The sequence below is a fragment of the Bradyrhizobium sp. 153 genome (genome assembly GCF_023073835.1).
Taxonomy (GTDB): domain Bacteria; phylum Pseudomonadota; class Alphaproteobacteria; order Rhizobiales; family Xanthobacteraceae; genus Bradyrhizobium.
Window position 1 is genome coordinate 218,670 of sequence record NZ_JADPKH010000083.1, and the last position, 16,278, is coordinate 234,947.

Sequence of the window (16,278 nt, forward strand, 5' to 3'; positions counted from 1 at the left end):
CTTCTTCAGCTATCAGAAGTGATAGTTCACGCCTGCGCGGACAACGCTGGCGCTATAGCCGTTTGACACGCCCGTAATTGCGAACTGACTCGTCGACAGATCGATGTAGAGATATTCGAGCTTGGCACTCCAGTTCGGCGCAAGGCCGACTTCCGCGCCGGCACCGATGGTCCAGCCGGCCGTGGTGTGCGATTCCGTCCAGCCGAAGGTCTGCGCGCGCAGTTCGCCGAAAGCGAGGCCAGCGGTGCCGTAGAACAGCACATTGCTGAAGGCATAGCCGGCGCGGCCGCGCAGGGTGCCAAACCACGGATTGGAGAACTTCCACGGCGCGAAGGTATCGTCGGCACCGGCGGCCTGAATGTCGCCCTCGACGCCAAACACCCAAGGGCCATTCTGGAAATTATAGCCGGCCTGCACGCCGCCGACGAAGCCGGAAGGCTTTGAGGGATTGTTGTCGACCGAACCCCATTCATAGCCGACGTTGCCGCCTAGATAAGGACCGGCCCAGCTGTACGCATTGAGCGGCTGATTGACGGTATAGGGGGCACGCTGCCCGTAACTGAGATCGGCGGCCCCTGCCGAAGCTGTCCAGCCGGCAGCAACCAACGCGGCTGCGCCCACAACGAGCCCCTTCATCACACACTCCAACGCAACTGCCGCCCCCCGCGATGCCTGCGCCGCCGCGCGAAGCCAGACCGCATGGTTACGGAACCACCACTTTTTCGCGTAAGATTTATCGAGAGCTTTAAGTTAAAGGGCTGTTAAGCCGGGTTACCGCGCTATTGACAGGCTTAACCAAGCGTTACCGGGAACTGCGCCCGCCATCCTGTGCGTGCGCCACGGCCGGAACTTCAAATCGGCACCCCCAGCGCCTAAATTCGCACCATGGTTCACGATTCCCCCGACAATCCGGACGATGCACGTACGCGCAAACCCGTGCGCGTCACCGCACCGGACGCCCCGCCTCCGGAAACGGACATGGCGCCGCCGGACCTCGATCCCGCAACAGCGAGCGGCGACGACGAGGACGATGCGCGGCTGCCGGATATCCTGGAAGAGAGCGGCGCGGTCGGCGAGGGCCCGCTGGCGACCGGTCATGAGGCGATCGAGCGCGCGGTCCGGCTCGCCCCCACCTCGCCCGGGGTCTATCGCATGCTCAATGCGAACGCGGACGTGCTCTATGTCGGCAAGGCCAAGAACGTCAAAAAGCGCCTGTCCAACTACGCGCGCCAGAGTGCGCCGCAGCCGGCGCGCATCCTGCGCATGATCGCGGCCACGGTGACCGTGGAGATCGTCTCAACCACCACCGAGACGGAAGCACTGCTGCTGGAAGCCAACCTCATCAAGCAGCTGCGGCCGCGCTTCAACGTGCAGCTGCGCGACGACAAGTCGTTTCCCTACATCCTGATCACCGGCGACCATTGGGCGCCGCAGATCCTGAAGCACCGCGGCGCGCAGACCCGGCCGGGGCGCTATTTCGGCCCGTTCGCCTCGGCGGGCGCCGTGAACCGGACCATCACGGCCCTTCAGCGCGCATTCCTGATTCGCTCCTGCACCGATTCCTTCTTCGAGAGCCGCACCCGGCCCTGCCTGCTCTACCAGATCCGCCGCTGTGCCGGGCCCTGCACCCGCGAGATCGACTTCCCCGGCTATACGACCCTGGTGCGCGAAGCGACCGACTTCCTCTCCGGCAAGAGCCATGCGGTGAAGCAGGAACTCGCCGGCGAGATGGAGAAGGCCTCCGGCGAGCTCGAATTCGAGCGCGCTGCGCTCTATCGCGATCGCCTCGCCGCGCTGTCGGCGATCCAGTCGCAACAGGGCATCAATCCGCGCACGGTCGAGGAAGCCGACGTGTTCGCCATCCACCAGGAGGGCGGCTTCTCCTGCGTCGAGGTGTTCTTCTTCCGCACCGGACAGAACTGGGGCAACCGCGCCTATTTCCCGCGCGCGGAAAAGACATTTACCCCCGAGGAGGTGCTCGGCTCCTTCCTCGCCCAGTTCTACGACGACAAGCCGCCGCCGAAGAACATCCTGCTCTCGCACGAGATCGAGGAGAGCGAGCTGCTCGCCAATGCGCTGTCGACCAAAGCCGGCCACAAGGTCGAGGTCACCGCGCCCAAGCGCGGTGAGAAGAAGGAGCTCGTCACTCATGCGCTGACCAATGCGCGCGAGGCGCTCGGCCGCAAGCTCGCGGACACCGCGACGCAGAGCCGCCTGCTCGAGGCCATGGCCGCGACGCTGAGCCTGCCGCACGTGCCCAAGCGCATCGAGGTCTACGACAACAGCCACATCCAGGGCACCAATGCGGTCGGCGCCATGATCGTTGCCGGCCCGGACGGCTTCGTGAAGAACCAGTACCGCAAGTTCAACATCAAGTCGGAAGGACTGACGCCTGGCGACGACTACGCCATGATGCGCGAGGTGCTGGAGCGACGCTTCAAGCGACTGATCAATCCGCCCGAGGAAGGCGTGGCCAAGGCGAAGGAGGACGATTTCCCGCAATGGCCCGACCTCGTCATCATCGACGGCGGCCGCGGCCAGCTCAACGCCGTCCGCGAGATCTTTGCAGGTCTCGGCCTGACCCAGGTGTCGCTGATGTCGGTCGCCAAGGGGCCGGACCGGGATGCCGGTCGCGAGACCCTGTTCATGCCGGAGCGCGAGGCGATCAAGCTGGAGCCGCGCGATCCCGTGCTCTATTTCATCCAGCGCCTGCGCGACGAGGCTCACCGCTTCGTCATCGGCTCGCACCGCAAGCTGCGCAAGAAGGACATCCGCGAGGCCGGTTTGCAGGAGATTCCGGGCATCGGTCCGTCACGTAAACGTGCCTTGCTGCACCATTTCGGAACCCTGAAGGAGATCGAGCGGGCCTCGATCGCCGATCTCGGCAAGGTTCCGGGGGTGAGCGCCGAAAGCGCCCGCAGGATTTTCGAGTATTTCCATCCCCAGCCGGGATGAACTAAAGGGGGACCGCGGTCATATGATCGTTGCGTCCGCGCCTCATTTGGAGAGCGGGACGGTTGACGTTCAGGCACCAGCGGTATTGGTAGGACGGATGAACATCGCGACGACACGAGGGGCAACCAGGCGCTCGATGTCCCTTCCCAACATCCTGACCTACGGCCGGATCGCCGCGATCCCGGTCGTGGTCGGATGCATTTACGCGCAGTCGATCATGGACGGGCCGCTATGGCTGCGCTGGGTGGCGGTGGCCATCTTCATCGGCGCCGGGGTGACCGATTACCTTGACGGCTATTATGCGCGAATCTGGAATCAGCAATCAGCGTTCGGCCGGATGCTCGACCCGATCGCCGACAAGCTGCTGGTTGCCTCGTGCCTGCTGATGCTGGCCGCCGATGGCATCATCCATGGCTGGTCGCTGTGGGCCGCCATCGTAATCCTGTGCCGCGAGATCCTGGTCTCGGGCCTGCGCGAATATCTCGCCGCGCTGCGCGTCAGCGTGCCCGTAACGAAGCTCGCCAAATGGAAGACCACGGTCCAGCTCGTCGCCATCGGCTTCCTGCTCGCGGGCCCGGCCGGTGATGAGGTGGTGCCGGTGGTCTCGATGATCGGGCTGGCGCTGCTGTGGGCTTCGGCGATCCTCACCATCTACACCGGCTACGACTATTTCCGCGCTGGCATCCATCACCTCATCAAGGAGGACGAGGGATGAAGGTGAAATATTTCGCCTGGGTGCGCGAGCGCGTCGGCAAGGCCGAGGAGACCATCGAACCGCCCGCAACGGTGCGCACCGTCGAGGAGCTGATCGCCTGGCTGTCCGCCCAGAGCGAGGCCTATGCCTACGCCTTCGAGAAGCCGAAGGTGATCCGCGCCGCGATCGATCACGCCCACGCCAAGCCGGACACCGCGATCGCGGGCGCCCGCGAGATCGCGTTCTTCCCGCCGATGACCGGCGGCTAGGCCAATGTTCTCGAACACACCAGCATACGGTGCCACCACGCCTCTCCCTATCGGGGAGAGGTGTGGCACCGTCGGAGCGGGGCGAGCATGAGCTGCCCCGTCACCATCCGCATCCAGGAGGACGATTTCGACCTCGCGCGCGAGATCGAAATCCTGACCAAGAGCCGCACCGACATCGGCGCGGTCGTGAGCTTCTCGGGCATCTGCCGCGCCGACGAGGATAGTGCGAAGGTCGCTGCGCTTACGCTCGAACATTATCCGGGCATGGCCGAAGAAGAGATCAAGCGTCACGTCGACGAGGCGACCTCGCGCTGGCCGCTGAACGGCGTCACGGTGATTCACCGCGTCGGCCGCTTCATGCCCGGCCAGAACATCGTGCTGGTGCTGACCGCTTCGCAGCACCGCCAGGCCGCGTTCCAGGCGGCCGAGTTCCTGATGGACTATCTCAAGACCAGCGCGCCGTTCTGGAAGAAGGAAGAGAGCGAAGCCGGCACCGGCTGGGTCGAGGCCGAGGCCCGCGACGACGAAGCCGCCGCACGCTGGACCCGGTCCTGATGGCAAGAGCATCCAAAAAGACCGCGCGTGGCCGCGGCGCGCCAAGACTTGCTAAGGTCGGTCTTGCTACGGTCGGTCTTGCTAAGGTCGCTCCTGGTGAGCTTGTCACGCTGCTCGATTTGGTCCGCTATGCGGTGAGCCGCTTTGTCGAAGCCGAGCTCGCCTTTGCCCACGGCACCACCGATCCGGTTGCCGAGGCGGCCTTCCTGGTCAGCGAGGCGCTGCATCTCAATCCCGAACAGTTCGAGCTTTTCGCCAACGCGCGTGTCACCCTCGCCGAGGGCAAGACCGTTCTCGATCTCATCCATCAGCGCGTCACCACGCGCAAACCGGCCGCCTATCTCGTCAACAAGATCTACATGCGCGGGCTACCCTTCTATGTCGACGAGCGCGTCATCGTTCCACGCTCCTTCATCGGCGAACTGCTGGACTCGCATTTTGGCGGCCACGGCACTGCCGGATCCCTGATTGACGATCCCACGGCGGTCGAGCGCGTGCTCGATCTCTGCACCGGATCGGGCTGCCTCGCCATCCTCGCCGCGCATCATTTTCCGAACGCCACCGTCGACGCCGTTGACATCTCCAAGGGCGCGATCGAGGTCGCTGCGCGAAATGTGGGCGAATACGGGCTCGAGAACCGGATCAGCCTGTATCGCGGCGACCTGTTCGCCCCGCTCGGCGATGCACGCTACGACCTGATCATCACCAATCCGCCCTACGTCGATGCGGAAGGCATGGCCGCGCTGCCGCCGGAGTGCCGGGCCGAGCCGAAGCTCGCCTTCGACGGCGGCGCCGACGGTCTCGACGTGGTGCGCCGTATCCTGCGCGAGGCGCCCGATCACCTGATGCCGGATGGCGGGCTGGTCTGCGAGATCGGCCGCGGCCGCGGACTAGTCGACGAGGCCTTTCCGGAACTGCCGCTGCTCTGGCTGGACACCGAAGACTCCGAGGGCGAGGTGTTCTGGATCGCAGCCGCCGATCTCGGCTGATCCGCTACGACGGGCACGCTCCCTCGGAACAAGTCAAATTCCGCCACGTTCACCCCCGACGAATTGTCTTGCTCTCGGAGGATGTCCGCATGCTCGCGCCATCGGGTGAATTGCTGCGCGCCGGCATGGCGCTCAAGCTCAACCACCTCAAACGCGCCGCACAATCGTATTTGCGCGACCGCACCAACCAAGCCACCGGACGGGCGACGTCCTATGCGGTCGCAGCCGGCCTGTTCGCGGTGGCCGGGCTATTCGTCATTGCGGCCTTCTTTGTCGGTCTGGTCGCGCTGTACCGTTGGGTTGCGATCACCTACGGGCAATTCTGGGGCTTTGGCGCCGTCGGAGCCTTGCTGCTGGTGCTCGCCGCAACCTGCGCCGGGGTGGCTCTGGCTCAAGTGAAGCGTCGGGACAAGCCGATCGTGCCGCTCGCCAGCCGGATGCGGGTTGCGATCGCCACCCCGCGGATTCCTCGCGGAACGGTCAAGCAGGCAGTGAAGGAGGTCGCAACGACGATCCCCCTCGTGCCGCTTGCGCCCGGTGAACGCGGTCGCGACAGCAAAGCCTGGCCGAACCGCGCCAACCGTCCCGTGCAACTTGGCCTGATGCTCGCGGCCGTCGGCCTGGTCGGGTTGACGGCTGCACGCCGGCGGCGTCACAGGCACGGATTGGAAGCGTGAATGCTGATGCGGCGCTCCGAGCAAATGGACAGTTGGCTGCTGGTGGCGGCTACGGCAGTGTTCGTGCTCACCGCGGAGCGCTACTTCCAGGACTCCGGCCTGGCCAAGTCGGGGCCTCCGCAAGACCATCGCAAGGCCGAGGCGAATTCACCGGAAACGCATCCGGCGAGCGCGGCCGTGGAGCCCCGCCGCGGCCGTCATGCCAAGAGCCCGTTCACGATCCCCTGGGCGGGCTGGAAGGACATCTTCTGGCGGACCTATCAGCGCATCGATGAGGATCGCCTGCTGGCGACCGCAGGCGGCGTCGTCTTTTTCGGCCTGCTCGCGATCTTTCCCGCTGTCACGGCACTTGTCTCCTCTTATGGCCTGTTCGCCGATCCCTCGACCATCAGCGCCAATCTCCAGACGCTTGCCACCATGCTGCCCGAGGGCTCGTTCCAGATCGTCGAGGACCAGGTCGCGCGCGTGGTGTCGCATGGCAACACGACGCTCGGGGCCACCTTCCTGCTCGGGCTTCTGCTTGCGATCTGGAGCGCCAATGCCGGCGTCAAGGCGATCTTCGACGCTCTCAACGTCGCCTATGAGGAGCGCGAGAAGCGTACTTTCATCAAGCTCAATATGGTGTCGCTGGCCTTCACTGTCGGCGGCATCGTAGCGCTGCTGCTGATGGTGGGCGCCGTCGTCGCCTTCCCGCTCGCGCTCAATCATCTCGGCATGGCGCCCGGAAGCAAGCTGATCGTGGCGCTGGCACGATGGCCGCTCCTGTTCCTCATCCTGCTCGTGGCGCTCGCCATCCTCTATCGCTTCGCGCCCAGCCGCGATGCGCCGCGCTGGCAATGGCTGAGCCTCGGCGCTGTGACGGCCTCCATCCTCTGGATCGCCGGCTCGGCGCTGCTGTCCTGGTATCTGTCAGAATTCGCCAATTACAACGCGACCTACGGCTCGCTCGGGGCAGCGATCGGCCTCATGATGTGGATGTGGATGTCGGCGATCGTCATCATGTTCGGAGCCGAGCTGAACTCGGAGATCGAACGGCAGACCCTGCGCGATACGACCACCGGGCGGCCGAAGCCGCTCGGCAGCCGCGAAGCCGTCTCGGCCGACACGGTCGGCGCGGCCGCGCCGTCCTGACGCTGCAATTCGGTCCGCCCCTGATCGTGAGCGCCGGTTGCAAAGCTTGCGCGCCAACCTCGGCCCGCGCGCCGGACGCCGCTATCCCCTCGAATCAACAATGATGTTAAGCTCACATGGCTCGGGGGAGCATGAGACGTGACGCGTCGGACGGCGGCCCGTGTTTTCCCGGTGAGACAGTCAGCTCTAGAGGCGTAACGCGCGGCATGATTCGCATTTCGACGATCTTCATCGCCATCTGCATGGTTCTGGTCGCGGCCTCGCTCGGGCTTGTGCTCTATTCGGTCGCCGGCATCAGCGGAACCGAATCCGCGATCGTGGCGCTGACCTTCCTGATCCTCTACAACGCGGTATCGATGCGGCTGCGCGACCGCAGCGACGTCGGCGGCCAGATCGCCGACCTTTCGCGCGGCACCGCCGACCTCGCGCGCCAGGTGGCCGAGTTCGGCCGCCGGTTAGCTGCAATCGAGGGACGCATCGCCTCGTCCAATTCGACCAACGCCGAGCGCATCCAGTCGGTGGTCGGCGAGATCAACGAACTCGGCGGACTGGTCAGGCAGCTCGCCACCACCGTCTCGGCCCATGAAGACCTGCTGGCTGGCGGCGCTCCGGTATCAGCCGCAAGCCCGGTCGAGAAACAGGAGCCCGCGCCGCTCGACCTGAGCGCGACGATCGAAGAGCGGCCGGCTGACCCGTCACCGCTGGCCGTTGCGCCTCCACCCCCGGCAGCGCAGCCGCGGCCTGCACAGACGGTCCCGGCCCAGCTCGCCAACGGCCGCAACCAGACCCAATTGTTGGCGACGCTGCGCAACGCGATCGAGGAAAACCGCATCGATATCTTCCTCCAGCCGATGGTGACGCTGCCGCAGCGCAAGGTGCGGTTCTACGAGGCCGTGACGCGCCTGCGCGATGAGCGCGATCAGCTGATCGCCGCTGAGGAGTTCATCAGCATCGCCGAGGCCTCCGGGCTGATCGGGCGCATCGACAACATGGTGATGCTGCGCTGTGTGCAGGTGCTGCGGCGCCTGATGGTGCGCAACAAGGATGTCGGCGTGTTCTGCAACGTCGCGGCCTCCACGCTCGGCAATTCCACCACCTTCGCGCAATGTCTCGACTTCCTTGAAGCCAACCGGGCGCTTGCGCCCTCGCTGGTGCTGGAGTTCAAGCAGTCGACCTTCCGTAACCTCGGTCCGGCCGAGACCGAGAATCTCGCCGCGCTCGCCCAGCGCGGCTTCCGCTTCTCGATCGACCATGTCACGGATTTGCGCATCGAGCCGCGCGAGCTCGCCGACCGCGGCGTGCGCTTCATCAAGGTGCCGGCCACGCTGCTGCTCGATCCGAAGCAGGCCTCGGCCTCGGACATCCACCCGTCCGACCTCTCCGACCTGCTCGGCCGCTTCGGCATCGACCTGATCGCCGAACGGATCGAGGGCGAGCGCGCGGTGGTCGACCTGCTCGATTATGACGTGCGGTTCGGCCAGGGCTTTTTGTTCGCACCGCCCCGGCCATTGCGGCCGGAAGGGTCATCTGCTACCGGCGGGGCCTCGCCGACCCCGGCGCAGGACATCCAGGGATCCAATGGCTCCGGTACACCCAGCTCAGGCGGGACATCTTCCGCGCCTCCGCCACAGCGTATCATCGGCAACGCGGCGCTCGCGCGCCGCATCTGATCGGCCGCACGCATCATGACGACGCTGCATTTTGTCGAAAGCCTGCGCGAGCTCGTGGGTGGCGTCGACGTCGTACTCAGCGACATCTGGGGCGTGGTCCATAACGGTCTCGAATCCTTCCCCGAAGCCTGCGAGGCGCTGCATACCTATCGCAGCCGCGGCGGTACGGTGATCCTGATTACCAACGCACCGCGCCCGGCCGACTCCGTGCAACGGCAATTGCGCAAGCTCGGCGTCGCGGACGAGACCTATGACGCGATCGTCTCGTCAGGCGACCTGACGCGGCTCTATGTCGCCGAGCATCCCGGCCGCAAGATGTTCTGGCTCGGCCCCGAGCGCGACAACTCGATTTATCGGGGCCTCGATGCGACGACCGCGCCGCTGGAGCAAGCCGATTACATCGTCTGCACCGGTCTCTATGACGACGAGACCGAGACGGCGGAAGACTATCGCGCAATGATGCTGAAGGCGCGCGAGCGCAAGCTGACGCTGGTGTGTGCCAACCCTGACATCGTGGTCGAACGCGGCGACCGGCTGATCTACTGCGCCGGCGCCATCGCCGAGCTCTATCGTGAGCTCGGAGGCGAGGTGATCTTCTACGGCAAGCCGCACCGGCCGATCTATGAGCGCGCGATGGCGCTCGCCTGTGAACGCCAGGGCCACCCGATCGACCGGCGGAAGGTGCTGGCGATCGGTGATTCCGTCCGCACCGATCTCACCGGCGCGCGCGAGTTCGGCATCGACTGCCTGTTCGTCACCCGCGGCATTCATGCCGAAGAGTTCGAGGGCCTCGACCAGCTCGACCCGGCGTCCGTGATGGAATTGTTCGGCCATCCGCCGAAGGCGCTGATGCGCGAATTGAAGTGGTAGAAATATCGTGCCCGGGACGCCATAAGCGCGTTTACGCGCGTGTTCGACGCGCTATGGCGAAGCGCGCAGAGCGACGGCCCAGACGCCGCAAGTGAAGTCGTGGATAGACTGGGTCCCGGCTCAGCGTCGCGTCACTGATGTGCCGCGCCTTGTCCGGGGACGCCAAAGTGCCTTACGCGCTTGCCATGTCCGGGAAGACCGCCTCGATCTTGGTCTTCAGCGTCGCCGCGTTGAACGGCTTGACGATGTAGTTGTTCACGCCGGCCTTCTTGGCTGCGATCACGTTCTCGGTCTTGGACTCGGCCGTGATCATGATGAAGGGCGTGGTGGCAAGGTTCGGATCCGCGCGCACTTCGCGCAGGAGGTCGTAACCCGTCATCGGCTCCATGTTCCAGTCGGAGATCACGAGCCCGTACTTCTTACCGCGCATCTTGTTCAGCGCTGCCGAACCGTCGCTGGCATCATCGATATTCTCGAAGCCAAGCTGCTTCAGCAGATTCCTGATGATACGGATCATGGTGCTGTAGTCATCCACCACCAGAACCGGCATCGACAAATCAACCGCCATCTCGACTCCCCCAACACAAACGCAGGAATATTACGACCGGACCTGCCAAGCGAAGCCCGGCAGTTCCACGCCTCAAGGAGTAGCATCAAGGCGTTAAACAGCCCGTTAACTGCGGACGCCGCCAACGGACTGAAATCGTGTTCGATGTCCGGCTCCGCCCGCTTGACTTGGTCAGGTCGGTCGAGCCACGGTCCGGCCCGGTCCTGCCCCGGTTCGAGAATTCCCCTGATGGCCTCGCCTTTTACCGTCATCCGCGACACAACGCCGGATTCCGCGATTCCGCGGGGTGCAGTGGTCGCCATGGGCAATTTCGACGGCGTTCATCTCGGCCATCGAGCCGTGATCACGGCCGCCCTGGAAATGGGCCGGGCGCATGGCCGCCCTGCGCTGGCATTGACCTTCGAGCCGCATCCGCGGCGGTTTTTCAGCCCCAACACCCCACAATTCCGCCTGACGGACGAGCGGGCCAAGCTGCGGCTTTTGGCCGGCACCGGCCTTGCCGGTGCCGTGGTCATGACCTTCGACAAGGCGCGCGCCGGAACCAGCGCGCAAGATTTCATACACCATGACCTGATCGGCCGGCTCGGCGTCAGCGGAATTGCCGTCGGCTACGACTTCCATTTCGGCAAGGGTCGCGTCGGCTCGCCGAGCCTGCTGGTCAACGAGGCGCCCCGGCTCGGCATCGAGGTCGACGTGCAACCCCATATCGATATCGACGAGCGGCCGGTCTCCTCCAGCGCGATCCGGATCGCGCTCGCCGAGGGGCAACTCGATGAAGCCACCACCATGCTGGGTGCTCCCTGGTTCATCACCGGCGAGGTGATCCACGGCGAGAAGCGCGGCCGCGACCTTGGCTATCCCACCGCCAACATCCGCCTGGACGCCAATTGCGGACTCAAGCACGGCATCTATGCCGTGCGGGTCGGCCGCGGCGCCGAGCGCCTCGACGGCGTGGCGAGTTTCGGCTGCCGCCCGACCTTCGACAATGGCGCGCCGCTGCTCGAAATCTTCCTGTTCGACTTCAAGGGCGATCTTTACGGGCAGGTGCTCGACTGCGCTTTCGTCGGCTTCATCCGCGAAGAGCTGAAATTCGACAGCCTGGAGGCCCTGATCCGCCAGATGGACGACGATTCCGCCCGCGCCCGCGCCATGTTGGCCGCCGCCCCGGATGCGTTTCCGAAGCTTGGCGTGATCGATTGAGCCTGAAACCGGGCCACCCCAACCTTTGCGCTTCCCCCGTCCGGCTGCTATGGAGAGCCCATGTTTGCGCGGCGCATCATAGGGATTAGCGGCCCGGCTTCCGCCTGAGCCTTCGGCTCGGCGCAAGACCGGGATGTGTCGTCTCACCCCGCGATTCCCTATCGCCATCCGTTTCCCGCGCCCTTCCGAGCCAGTCAGCCTCATGTCCGAAAAGCCGCAAAAGTCGCAAAAGTCTGAAATCAAAGACTATTCGAAAACCCTGTTCCTGCCGCAGACCGAATTCCCGATGCGCGCCGGCCTGCCGCAGCGGGAGCCGGAGATCCTCAAGCGCTGGTATGAGATCGGCCTCTACGAGAAGCTGCGCGAGAGTGCGAAGGGCCGCGCAAAATTCGTGCTGCATGACGGCCCGCCCTACGCCAACGGCAACATCCATATCGGCACGGCGCTGAACAAGATCCTGAAGGATCTCGTCACCAAGAGCCAGCAGATGCTCGGCTTCGATTCCAACTACGTGCCGGGCTGGGACTGCCACGGCCTGCCGATCGAGTGGAAGGTCGAGGAAGAGCACTATCGCAAGAAGGGCAAGCAGAAGCCCGACTTCCGCGATAGTGCCGCAATGATCGACTTCCGCAAGGAATGTCGCGCCTATGCCACGCATTGGCTCGGCGTGCAGCGCGAGGAATTCAAGCGCTTGGGGGTGATCGGCGACTGGGACCATCCCTACGCCACGATGAGCTATCCCGCCGAAGCCCAGATCGCGCGCGAGCTGATGAAGTTTGCCGCCAACGGCACGCTCTATCGCGGCTCCAAGCCGGTGATGTGGAGCGTGGTCGAGAAGACCGCGCTGGCCGAAGCCGAAGTGGAGTACGAGGACTACACATCGGACACGGTGTGGGTGAAGTTTCCGGTGACCTCGCCCGCGCACGGTGCGCTCGCCTCCGCAAGCATCGTGATCTGGACCACGACGCCATGGACGCTGCCGGGTAACCGCGCCATCTCGTTCTCGCCGAAGATCGGCTATGGCCTCTACAAGGTGACGGACGCGCCCGCCGACAATTGGGCCAAGCCCGGCGATCTCCTCATCCTCGCCGATGCGCTCGCTGCAGAAGTCTTTAAGCAGGCGCGCGTGACGGCCTATGAGAAGGTCCGCGACGTCCCCGGCGACACCATGGATGCGATCGAGTGTACCCATCCGCTGAAGGGCCTCGCCGGCGGCTACGACTTCATCGTGCCGCTCTTGCCCGGCGACCACGTCACGGATGACACCGGCACCGGGTTCGTGCACACGGCACCCGGCCATGGCCGCGAGGACTTCGACGCATGGACGGCGCAGGCGCGCGATCTCGATGCGCGCGGCATCAACACCGCGATCCCCTATACCGTCGATGAGAACGGCGCCTACACCGATCATGCGCCGGGCTTTGCCGGCAAGCGCGTCATCAACGACAAGGGCGAGAAGGGCGACGCCAACGAGGCCGTGATCAAGGCGCTCGTCGAAAGAGGCATGCTGCTCGCGCGCGGTCGGCTGAAGCATCAATACCCGCACTCCTGGCGCTCCAAGAAGCCGGTGATCTTCCGCAACACGCCGCAATGGTTCATCGCGATGGACAAGGATGTTGCCGCTGACGGCAACACCAAGTCCGGCGACACGCTGCGCGCCCGCGCGCTGCACGCGATCTCGGTGACGCAATGGGTGCCGCCGTCCGGCGAGAATCGCATCAACGGCATGATCGAGGCCCGCCCGGATTGGGTGATCTCGCGCCAACGCGCCTGGGGCGTGCCGATCGCCGTGTTCGTGCGCGAGAAGGGCGACGGCTCGGCCGAGATCCTCCAGGACGAGGCCGTCAATGCGCGCATTGGGCAAGCATTCGAGAACGAAGGCGCGGACGCCTGGTATGCGAAGGGAGCGCGCGAGCGCTTCCTCGGGCCCCGCGCCAACGAAGACTGGCAGAAGGTCGACGACATTCTCGACGTCTGGTTCGATTCAGGCTCGACGCACGCCTTTGTGCTCGAAGACCCCGTACATTTCCCTGGCCTTGCCGGCATCAGGCGCAAGGTCGACGGCGGCACCGACACGGTGATGTATCTCGAAGGCTCGGACCAGCATCGTGGCTGGTTCCACTCATCGCTGCTGGAGAGCTGCGGCACGCGCGGTCGCGCGCCCTATGACATCGTGCTGACCCACGGCTTCACCCAGGCCGAGGACGGCCGCAAGATGTCGAAGTCGCTCGGCAACACCATTGAGCCGCAGGCCGTCATCAAGGAATCCGGCGCCGACATCCTGAGACTCTGGGTTGCGTCCTGCGACTACACCGACGACCAGCGCATCGGCCCCGAGATCCTGAAGAACACCGTCGAGACCTATCGCAAGCTCCGTAACACCGTGCGCTGGATGCTGGGTACGCTGCATCACTACAAGCCGGCCGACGCAATCGAGCCCGCCGAGATGCCGGAACTGGAGCGCTTGATGCTGCACGAGCTCGCGGTGCGCGCCGCCGCGATCGGCAAGGCCTATCGGGAGTTCGACTACAAGACGGTGGTCGCTATCCTGTCCGCCTTCCTCAACAGCGAGCTGTCAGCGTTCTATTTCGACATCCGCAAGGACACGCTCTATTGCGACCCGCCGTCCTCGCTGACGCGCAAAGCGGCGCTGACGACCATCGACCTGTTGTGCGCCTCGATCCTGAAATGGCTGGCGCCGATCCTGAGCTTCACCGCGGAGGAAGCCTGGCGCATGTACCGGCCGAACGCTGAGCCCTCGGTGCATCTGACGCTGTTTCCTGATGGCCTCGAGAATCTCCGCGACGACAAGCTCGCCGCCAACTGGGAGACGATCCGCAACGTGCGCCGCGTCGTCACCGGCGCACTCGAGCTCGAACGCGCCGCCAAGAACATCGGCTCCTCGCTCGAGGCCTCGCCGGTGATCTATGTCGCCGACCGGGCCATGCTGGCGACGTTGTTCGACGTCGATCTCGCCGAAGTCTGCATCACCTCGAACTACGAGGTGCGCGAGGGCGAGGCGCCGGCTTCCGCGTTCCGTCTCGATGCCGTGCCGGGCGTCGCAGTCGTCGTCGAGAAGGCGGTCGGCACCAAGTGCGCCCGCTCCTGGAAGATCTCAACGGCAGTGGGCGAAGACGCTGAATACCCCGACGTCACCCCGCGCGACGCCAAGGCGCTGCGCGAATGGAAGGCGCTGGGGGTGGCGGTCTGACCGGCCAGCCATGACCCCGCTGCGCGCCGGCATCCTCACGGCCATGGTCACGCTGGTGGCCGACCAGGCCTCTAAACTTTGGCTGTTGAACGTGTTCGATCTCGCCCATCGCGGCGCGGTCCGGGTAACGCCGTTCTTCGATTTGGTGCTGGCCTGGAACATCGGCATCAGCTTCGGCTGGCTCCAGAACGACAGCCAGGCGGCGCAGCTCGCGCTGATGGCCGTGAAAGGTATCGCGGTGGTCGCGCTGGCGATCTGGATGGCCCGCTCCCACACCCTCCTTGCCACGATCGCGCTCGGCCTGATCATCGGCGGCGCCATCGGCAATGGCATTGACCGCCTGGCCTATGGCGCGGTGGTGGATTTCGCCCTGTTTCACATCGAGATTGGCGGAAATATCTATGATTGGTACGTGTTTAACCTCGCCGACGTGGCCATCGTTGCTGGGGTGGCGGCGCTATTGTATGATTCCTTCTTGGGGGTACCCGCCGCAAAAGCGCCCTGATCCCGGCCGATACGACCGGCGGGTGGAACCCGCTTTTGCGAGGGTCAAGCCGCGTGCGAGCGGCAATCTGCCACAATATGGAACAGGTATGGTGATGCGCAGCTCGAAGACCAGCGGTTCGATGGTTCGAGACCCCCAACGAGGGTTCTGGCGGGCATTGAAATTGTCCGCAGTCGCGCTCGGCATCGGTCTCGTCATGTCGTCCGGCGCCGCCCGCGCCGGTGACGACGACGAGGACGACGACATGACTTTCGAAGAGAAGCTCATCGACAATCTGATGTCCGGCATCGGCGCCAAGAGCATGGAGAAGCCCGGCATCGAGTACCGCGAGCGTTCGCCGCTGGTCGTGCCGCCCAAGCTCGACCTGCCGCCGCCCGCCGCAACCCAGGCCAAGAATGCGCCGAACTGGCCGAAGGACCCTGACGAGAAACGCCGCAAGGAAGCCATTGCCGCGCGGAAGAAGGCCAACAAGGCGCAGGAGAGCTGGCAAGCCGCTCAGCCGCTGTCGCCCGCCGAGATGAAGGCCGGCCAGGTCGCCGCGGCCCCCCGCACCAGCAACGATCCGATTCAGCCGGGCACGAACGGCAACCCGTCGCTGATGCCGGCCGAGCTCGGCTATTCCGGCGGTCTCTGGGGCATGTTCAAGGGCAACAGCTCGGAAGAGAAGGCATTCACCAGCGAGCCGCCGCGCCAATCGCTCGTCGAGCCTCCGCCGGGTTATCAGACGCCGTCGCCGAACTACGCCTATGGCTCCGGACCGGACAAGTCGCGGCGGACCTATTTCGACATCATGTCGGGCAAGGACAAGGAACAATAGCGTTCCCGTCGCGCCGCGACGTCCTGCCAGAACCGAACCCTGCGCCGGCGACTCGTGCACGCCGGACGCGGTTCCCGAATTGCCGATCAGTAGCTTGCCTACGCGTTGAGTTCTCTGCTTCGTGACGCGAAGCCTCAGCCGCACGGTGTACCATGCCGTGCCTCCGA

The 16,278-nt window shown here is 64.9% G+C and carries 15 protein-coding genes; 13 read left to right on the top strand and 2 right to left on the bottom strand.

The annotated features are described in order from the left end of the window. Window positions 1-12: 12 nt before the first annotated feature. On the bottom strand, window positions 13-636 hold the full coding sequence (locus IVA91_RS21685; RefSeq protein WP_247277559.1) for an outer membrane protein: 624 nt from the start codon (window positions 634-636) through the stop codon (window positions 13-15). A gap of 249 nt (window positions 637-885) precedes the next feature. Between IVA91_RS21685 and uvrC the strand changes: the two genes are divergently transcribed. The 9 genes from uvrC (at window position 886) to IVA91_RS21730 (ending at window position 9,810) form a co-directional block, all read left to right on the top strand. Further along, window positions 886-2,955, top strand: coding sequence for an excinuclease ABC subunit UvrC (gene uvrC, locus IVA91_RS21690; RefSeq protein ID WP_247277560.1), 2,070 nt, complete (start codon window positions 886-888; stop codon window positions 2,953-2,955). A 97-nt stretch (window positions 2,956-3,052) separates the two neighbouring features. Then, window positions 3,053-3,670, top strand: coding sequence for a CDP-diacylglycerol--glycerol-3-phosphate 3-phosphatidyltransferase (gene pgsA, locus IVA91_RS21695; RefSeq protein ID WP_247277561.1), 618 nt, complete (start codon window positions 3,053-3,055; stop codon window positions 3,668-3,670). After that, window positions 3,667-3,918, top strand: coding sequence for a molybdopterin converting factor subunit 1 (moaD, locus tag IVA91_RS21700; protein WP_247277562.1), 252 nt, complete (start codon window positions 3,667-3,669; stop codon window positions 3,916-3,918). The genes pgsA and moaD overlap by 4 nt, the downstream gene beginning before the upstream one ends. 87 nt (window positions 3,919-4,005) lie before the next feature. Continuing rightward, the gene (locus IVA91_RS21705; protein ID WP_247277563.1) at window positions 4,006-4,473 is read left to right on the top strand and encodes a molybdenum cofactor biosynthesis protein MoaE; all 468 of its coding nucleotides are present in this window, start codon (window positions 4,006-4,008) and stop codon (window positions 4,471-4,473) included. Beyond that, window positions 4,473-5,462, top strand: a complete 990-nt coding sequence (gene prmB, locus IVA91_RS21710; protein ID WP_247277564.1) for a 50S ribosomal protein L3 N(5)-glutamine methyltransferase — start codon at window positions 4,473-4,475, stop codon at window positions 5,460-5,462. The genes IVA91_RS21705 and prmB overlap by 1 nt, the downstream gene beginning before the upstream one ends. A gap of 89 nt (window positions 5,463-5,551) precedes the next feature. Next, a complete protein-coding gene (locus IVA91_RS21715; protein WP_247277565.1) occupies window positions 5,552-6,139 on the top strand; it encodes a phage holin family protein in 588 nt (195 codons plus the stop codon). Then, window positions 6,140-7,270, top strand: coding sequence for a YihY/virulence factor BrkB family protein (locus IVA91_RS21720; RefSeq protein WP_247415061.1), 1,131 nt, complete (start codon window positions 6,140-6,142; stop codon window positions 7,268-7,270). It begins immediately after the preceding gene. 206 nt (window positions 7,271-7,476) lie between these two features. Next, complete coding sequence (locus IVA91_RS21725; RefSeq protein ID WP_247277567.1) at window positions 7,477-8,940, top strand: EAL domain-containing protein; 1,464 nt, start codon at window positions 7,477-7,479, stop codon at window positions 8,938-8,940. A gap of 15 nt (window positions 8,941-8,955) precedes the next feature. Next, window positions 8,956-9,810, top strand: a complete 855-nt coding sequence (locus IVA91_RS21730; RefSeq protein WP_247277568.1) for a TIGR01459 family HAD-type hydrolase — start codon at window positions 8,956-8,958, stop codon at window positions 9,808-9,810. Between the two features lie 172 nt (window positions 9,811-9,982). On the opposite strand, the gene IVA91_RS21735 is transcribed toward IVA91_RS21730, so the two are convergent. Next, the gene (locus IVA91_RS21735) at window positions 9,983-10,378 is read right to left on the bottom strand and encodes a response regulator (protein WP_008567674.1); all 396 of its coding nucleotides are present in this window, start codon (window positions 10,376-10,378) and stop codon (window positions 9,983-9,985) included. A 228-nt stretch (window positions 10,379-10,606) separates the two neighbouring features. Here IVA91_RS21735 and IVA91_RS21740 point away from each other — a divergent pair, with 228 nt between their 5' ends. The 4 genes from IVA91_RS21740 (at window position 10,607) to IVA91_RS21755 (ending at window position 16,111) form a co-directional block, all read left to right on the top strand. Further along, on the top strand, window positions 10,607-11,578 hold the full coding sequence (locus tag IVA91_RS21740) for a bifunctional riboflavin kinase/FAD synthetase (protein ID WP_247277569.1): 972 nt from the start codon (window positions 10,607-10,609) through the stop codon (window positions 11,576-11,578). Window positions 11,579-11,780: 202 nt separating this feature from the next. Then, a complete protein-coding gene (ileS, locus tag IVA91_RS21745; RefSeq protein ID WP_247277570.1) occupies window positions 11,781-14,789 on the top strand; it encodes an isoleucine--tRNA ligase in 3,009 nt (1,002 codons plus the stop codon). Between the two features lie 10 nt (window positions 14,790-14,799). Continuing rightward, window positions 14,800-15,294: a signal peptidase II gene (gene lspA, locus IVA91_RS21750; protein WP_247277571.1), complete on the top strand. Its 495-nt coding sequence runs from the start codon at window positions 14,800-14,802 to the stop codon at window positions 15,292-15,294. 94 nt (window positions 15,295-15,388) lie between these two features. Continuing rightward, entirely contained in the window at window positions 15,389-16,111 is a 723-nt protein-coding gene (locus IVA91_RS21755) for a hypothetical protein (protein WP_247277753.1), read from the top strand. Window positions 16,112-16,278: the final 167 nt, after the last annotated feature.

What these genes read in the sequence shown, in the direction of transcription:
- IVA91_RS21685 (WP_247277559.1), bottom strand. Translation starts at nt 636, where the DNA reads ATGAAGGGGCTCGTTGTGGGCGCAGCCGCGTTGGTTGCTGCCGGCTGG.
- uvrC (WP_247277560.1), top strand. Translation starts at nt 886, where the DNA reads ATGGTTCACGATTCCCCCGACAATCCGGACGATGCACGTACGCGCAAA.
- pgsA (WP_247277561.1), top strand. Translation starts at nt 3,053, where the DNA reads ATGAACATCGCGACGACACGAGGGGCAACCAGGCGCTCGATGTCCCTT.
- moaD (WP_247277562.1), top strand. Translation starts at nt 3,667, where the DNA reads ATGAAGGTGAAATATTTCGCCTGGGTGCGCGAGCGCGTCGGCAAGGCC.
- IVA91_RS21705 (WP_247277563.1), top strand. Translation starts at nt 4,006, where the DNA reads ATGAGCTGCCCCGTCACCATCCGCATCCAGGAGGACGATTTCGACCTC.
- prmB (WP_247277564.1), top strand. Translation starts at nt 4,473, where the DNA reads ATGGCAAGAGCATCCAAAAAGACCGCGCGTGGCCGCGGCGCGCCAAGA.
- IVA91_RS21715 (WP_247277565.1), top strand. Translation starts at nt 5,552, where the DNA reads ATGCTCGCGCCATCGGGTGAATTGCTGCGCGCCGGCATGGCGCTCAAG.
- IVA91_RS21720 (WP_247415061.1), top strand. Translation starts at nt 6,140, where the DNA reads ATGCTGATGCGGCGCTCCGAGCAAATGGACAGTTGGCTGCTGGTGGCG.
- IVA91_RS21725 (WP_247277567.1), top strand. Translation starts at nt 7,477, where the DNA reads ATGATTCGCATTTCGACGATCTTCATCGCCATCTGCATGGTTCTGGTC.
- IVA91_RS21730 (WP_247277568.1), top strand. Translation starts at nt 8,956, where the DNA reads ATGACGACGCTGCATTTTGTCGAAAGCCTGCGCGAGCTCGTGGGTGGC.
- IVA91_RS21735 (WP_008567674.1), bottom strand. Translation starts at nt 10,378, where the DNA reads ATGGCGGTTGATTTGTCGATGCCGGTTCTGGTGGTGGATGACTACAGC.
- IVA91_RS21740 (WP_247277569.1), top strand. Translation starts at nt 10,607, where the DNA reads ATGGCCTCGCCTTTTACCGTCATCCGCGACACAACGCCGGATTCCGCG.
- ileS (WP_247277570.1), top strand. Translation starts at nt 11,781, where the DNA reads ATGTCCGAAAAGCCGCAAAAGTCGCAAAAGTCTGAAATCAAAGACTAT.
- lspA (WP_247277571.1), top strand. Translation starts at nt 14,800, where the DNA reads ATGACCCCGCTGCGCGCCGGCATCCTCACGGCCATGGTCACGCTGGTG.
- IVA91_RS21755 (WP_247277753.1), top strand. Translation starts at nt 15,389, where the DNA reads ATGCGCAGCTCGAAGACCAGCGGTTCGATGGTTCGAGACCCCCAACGA.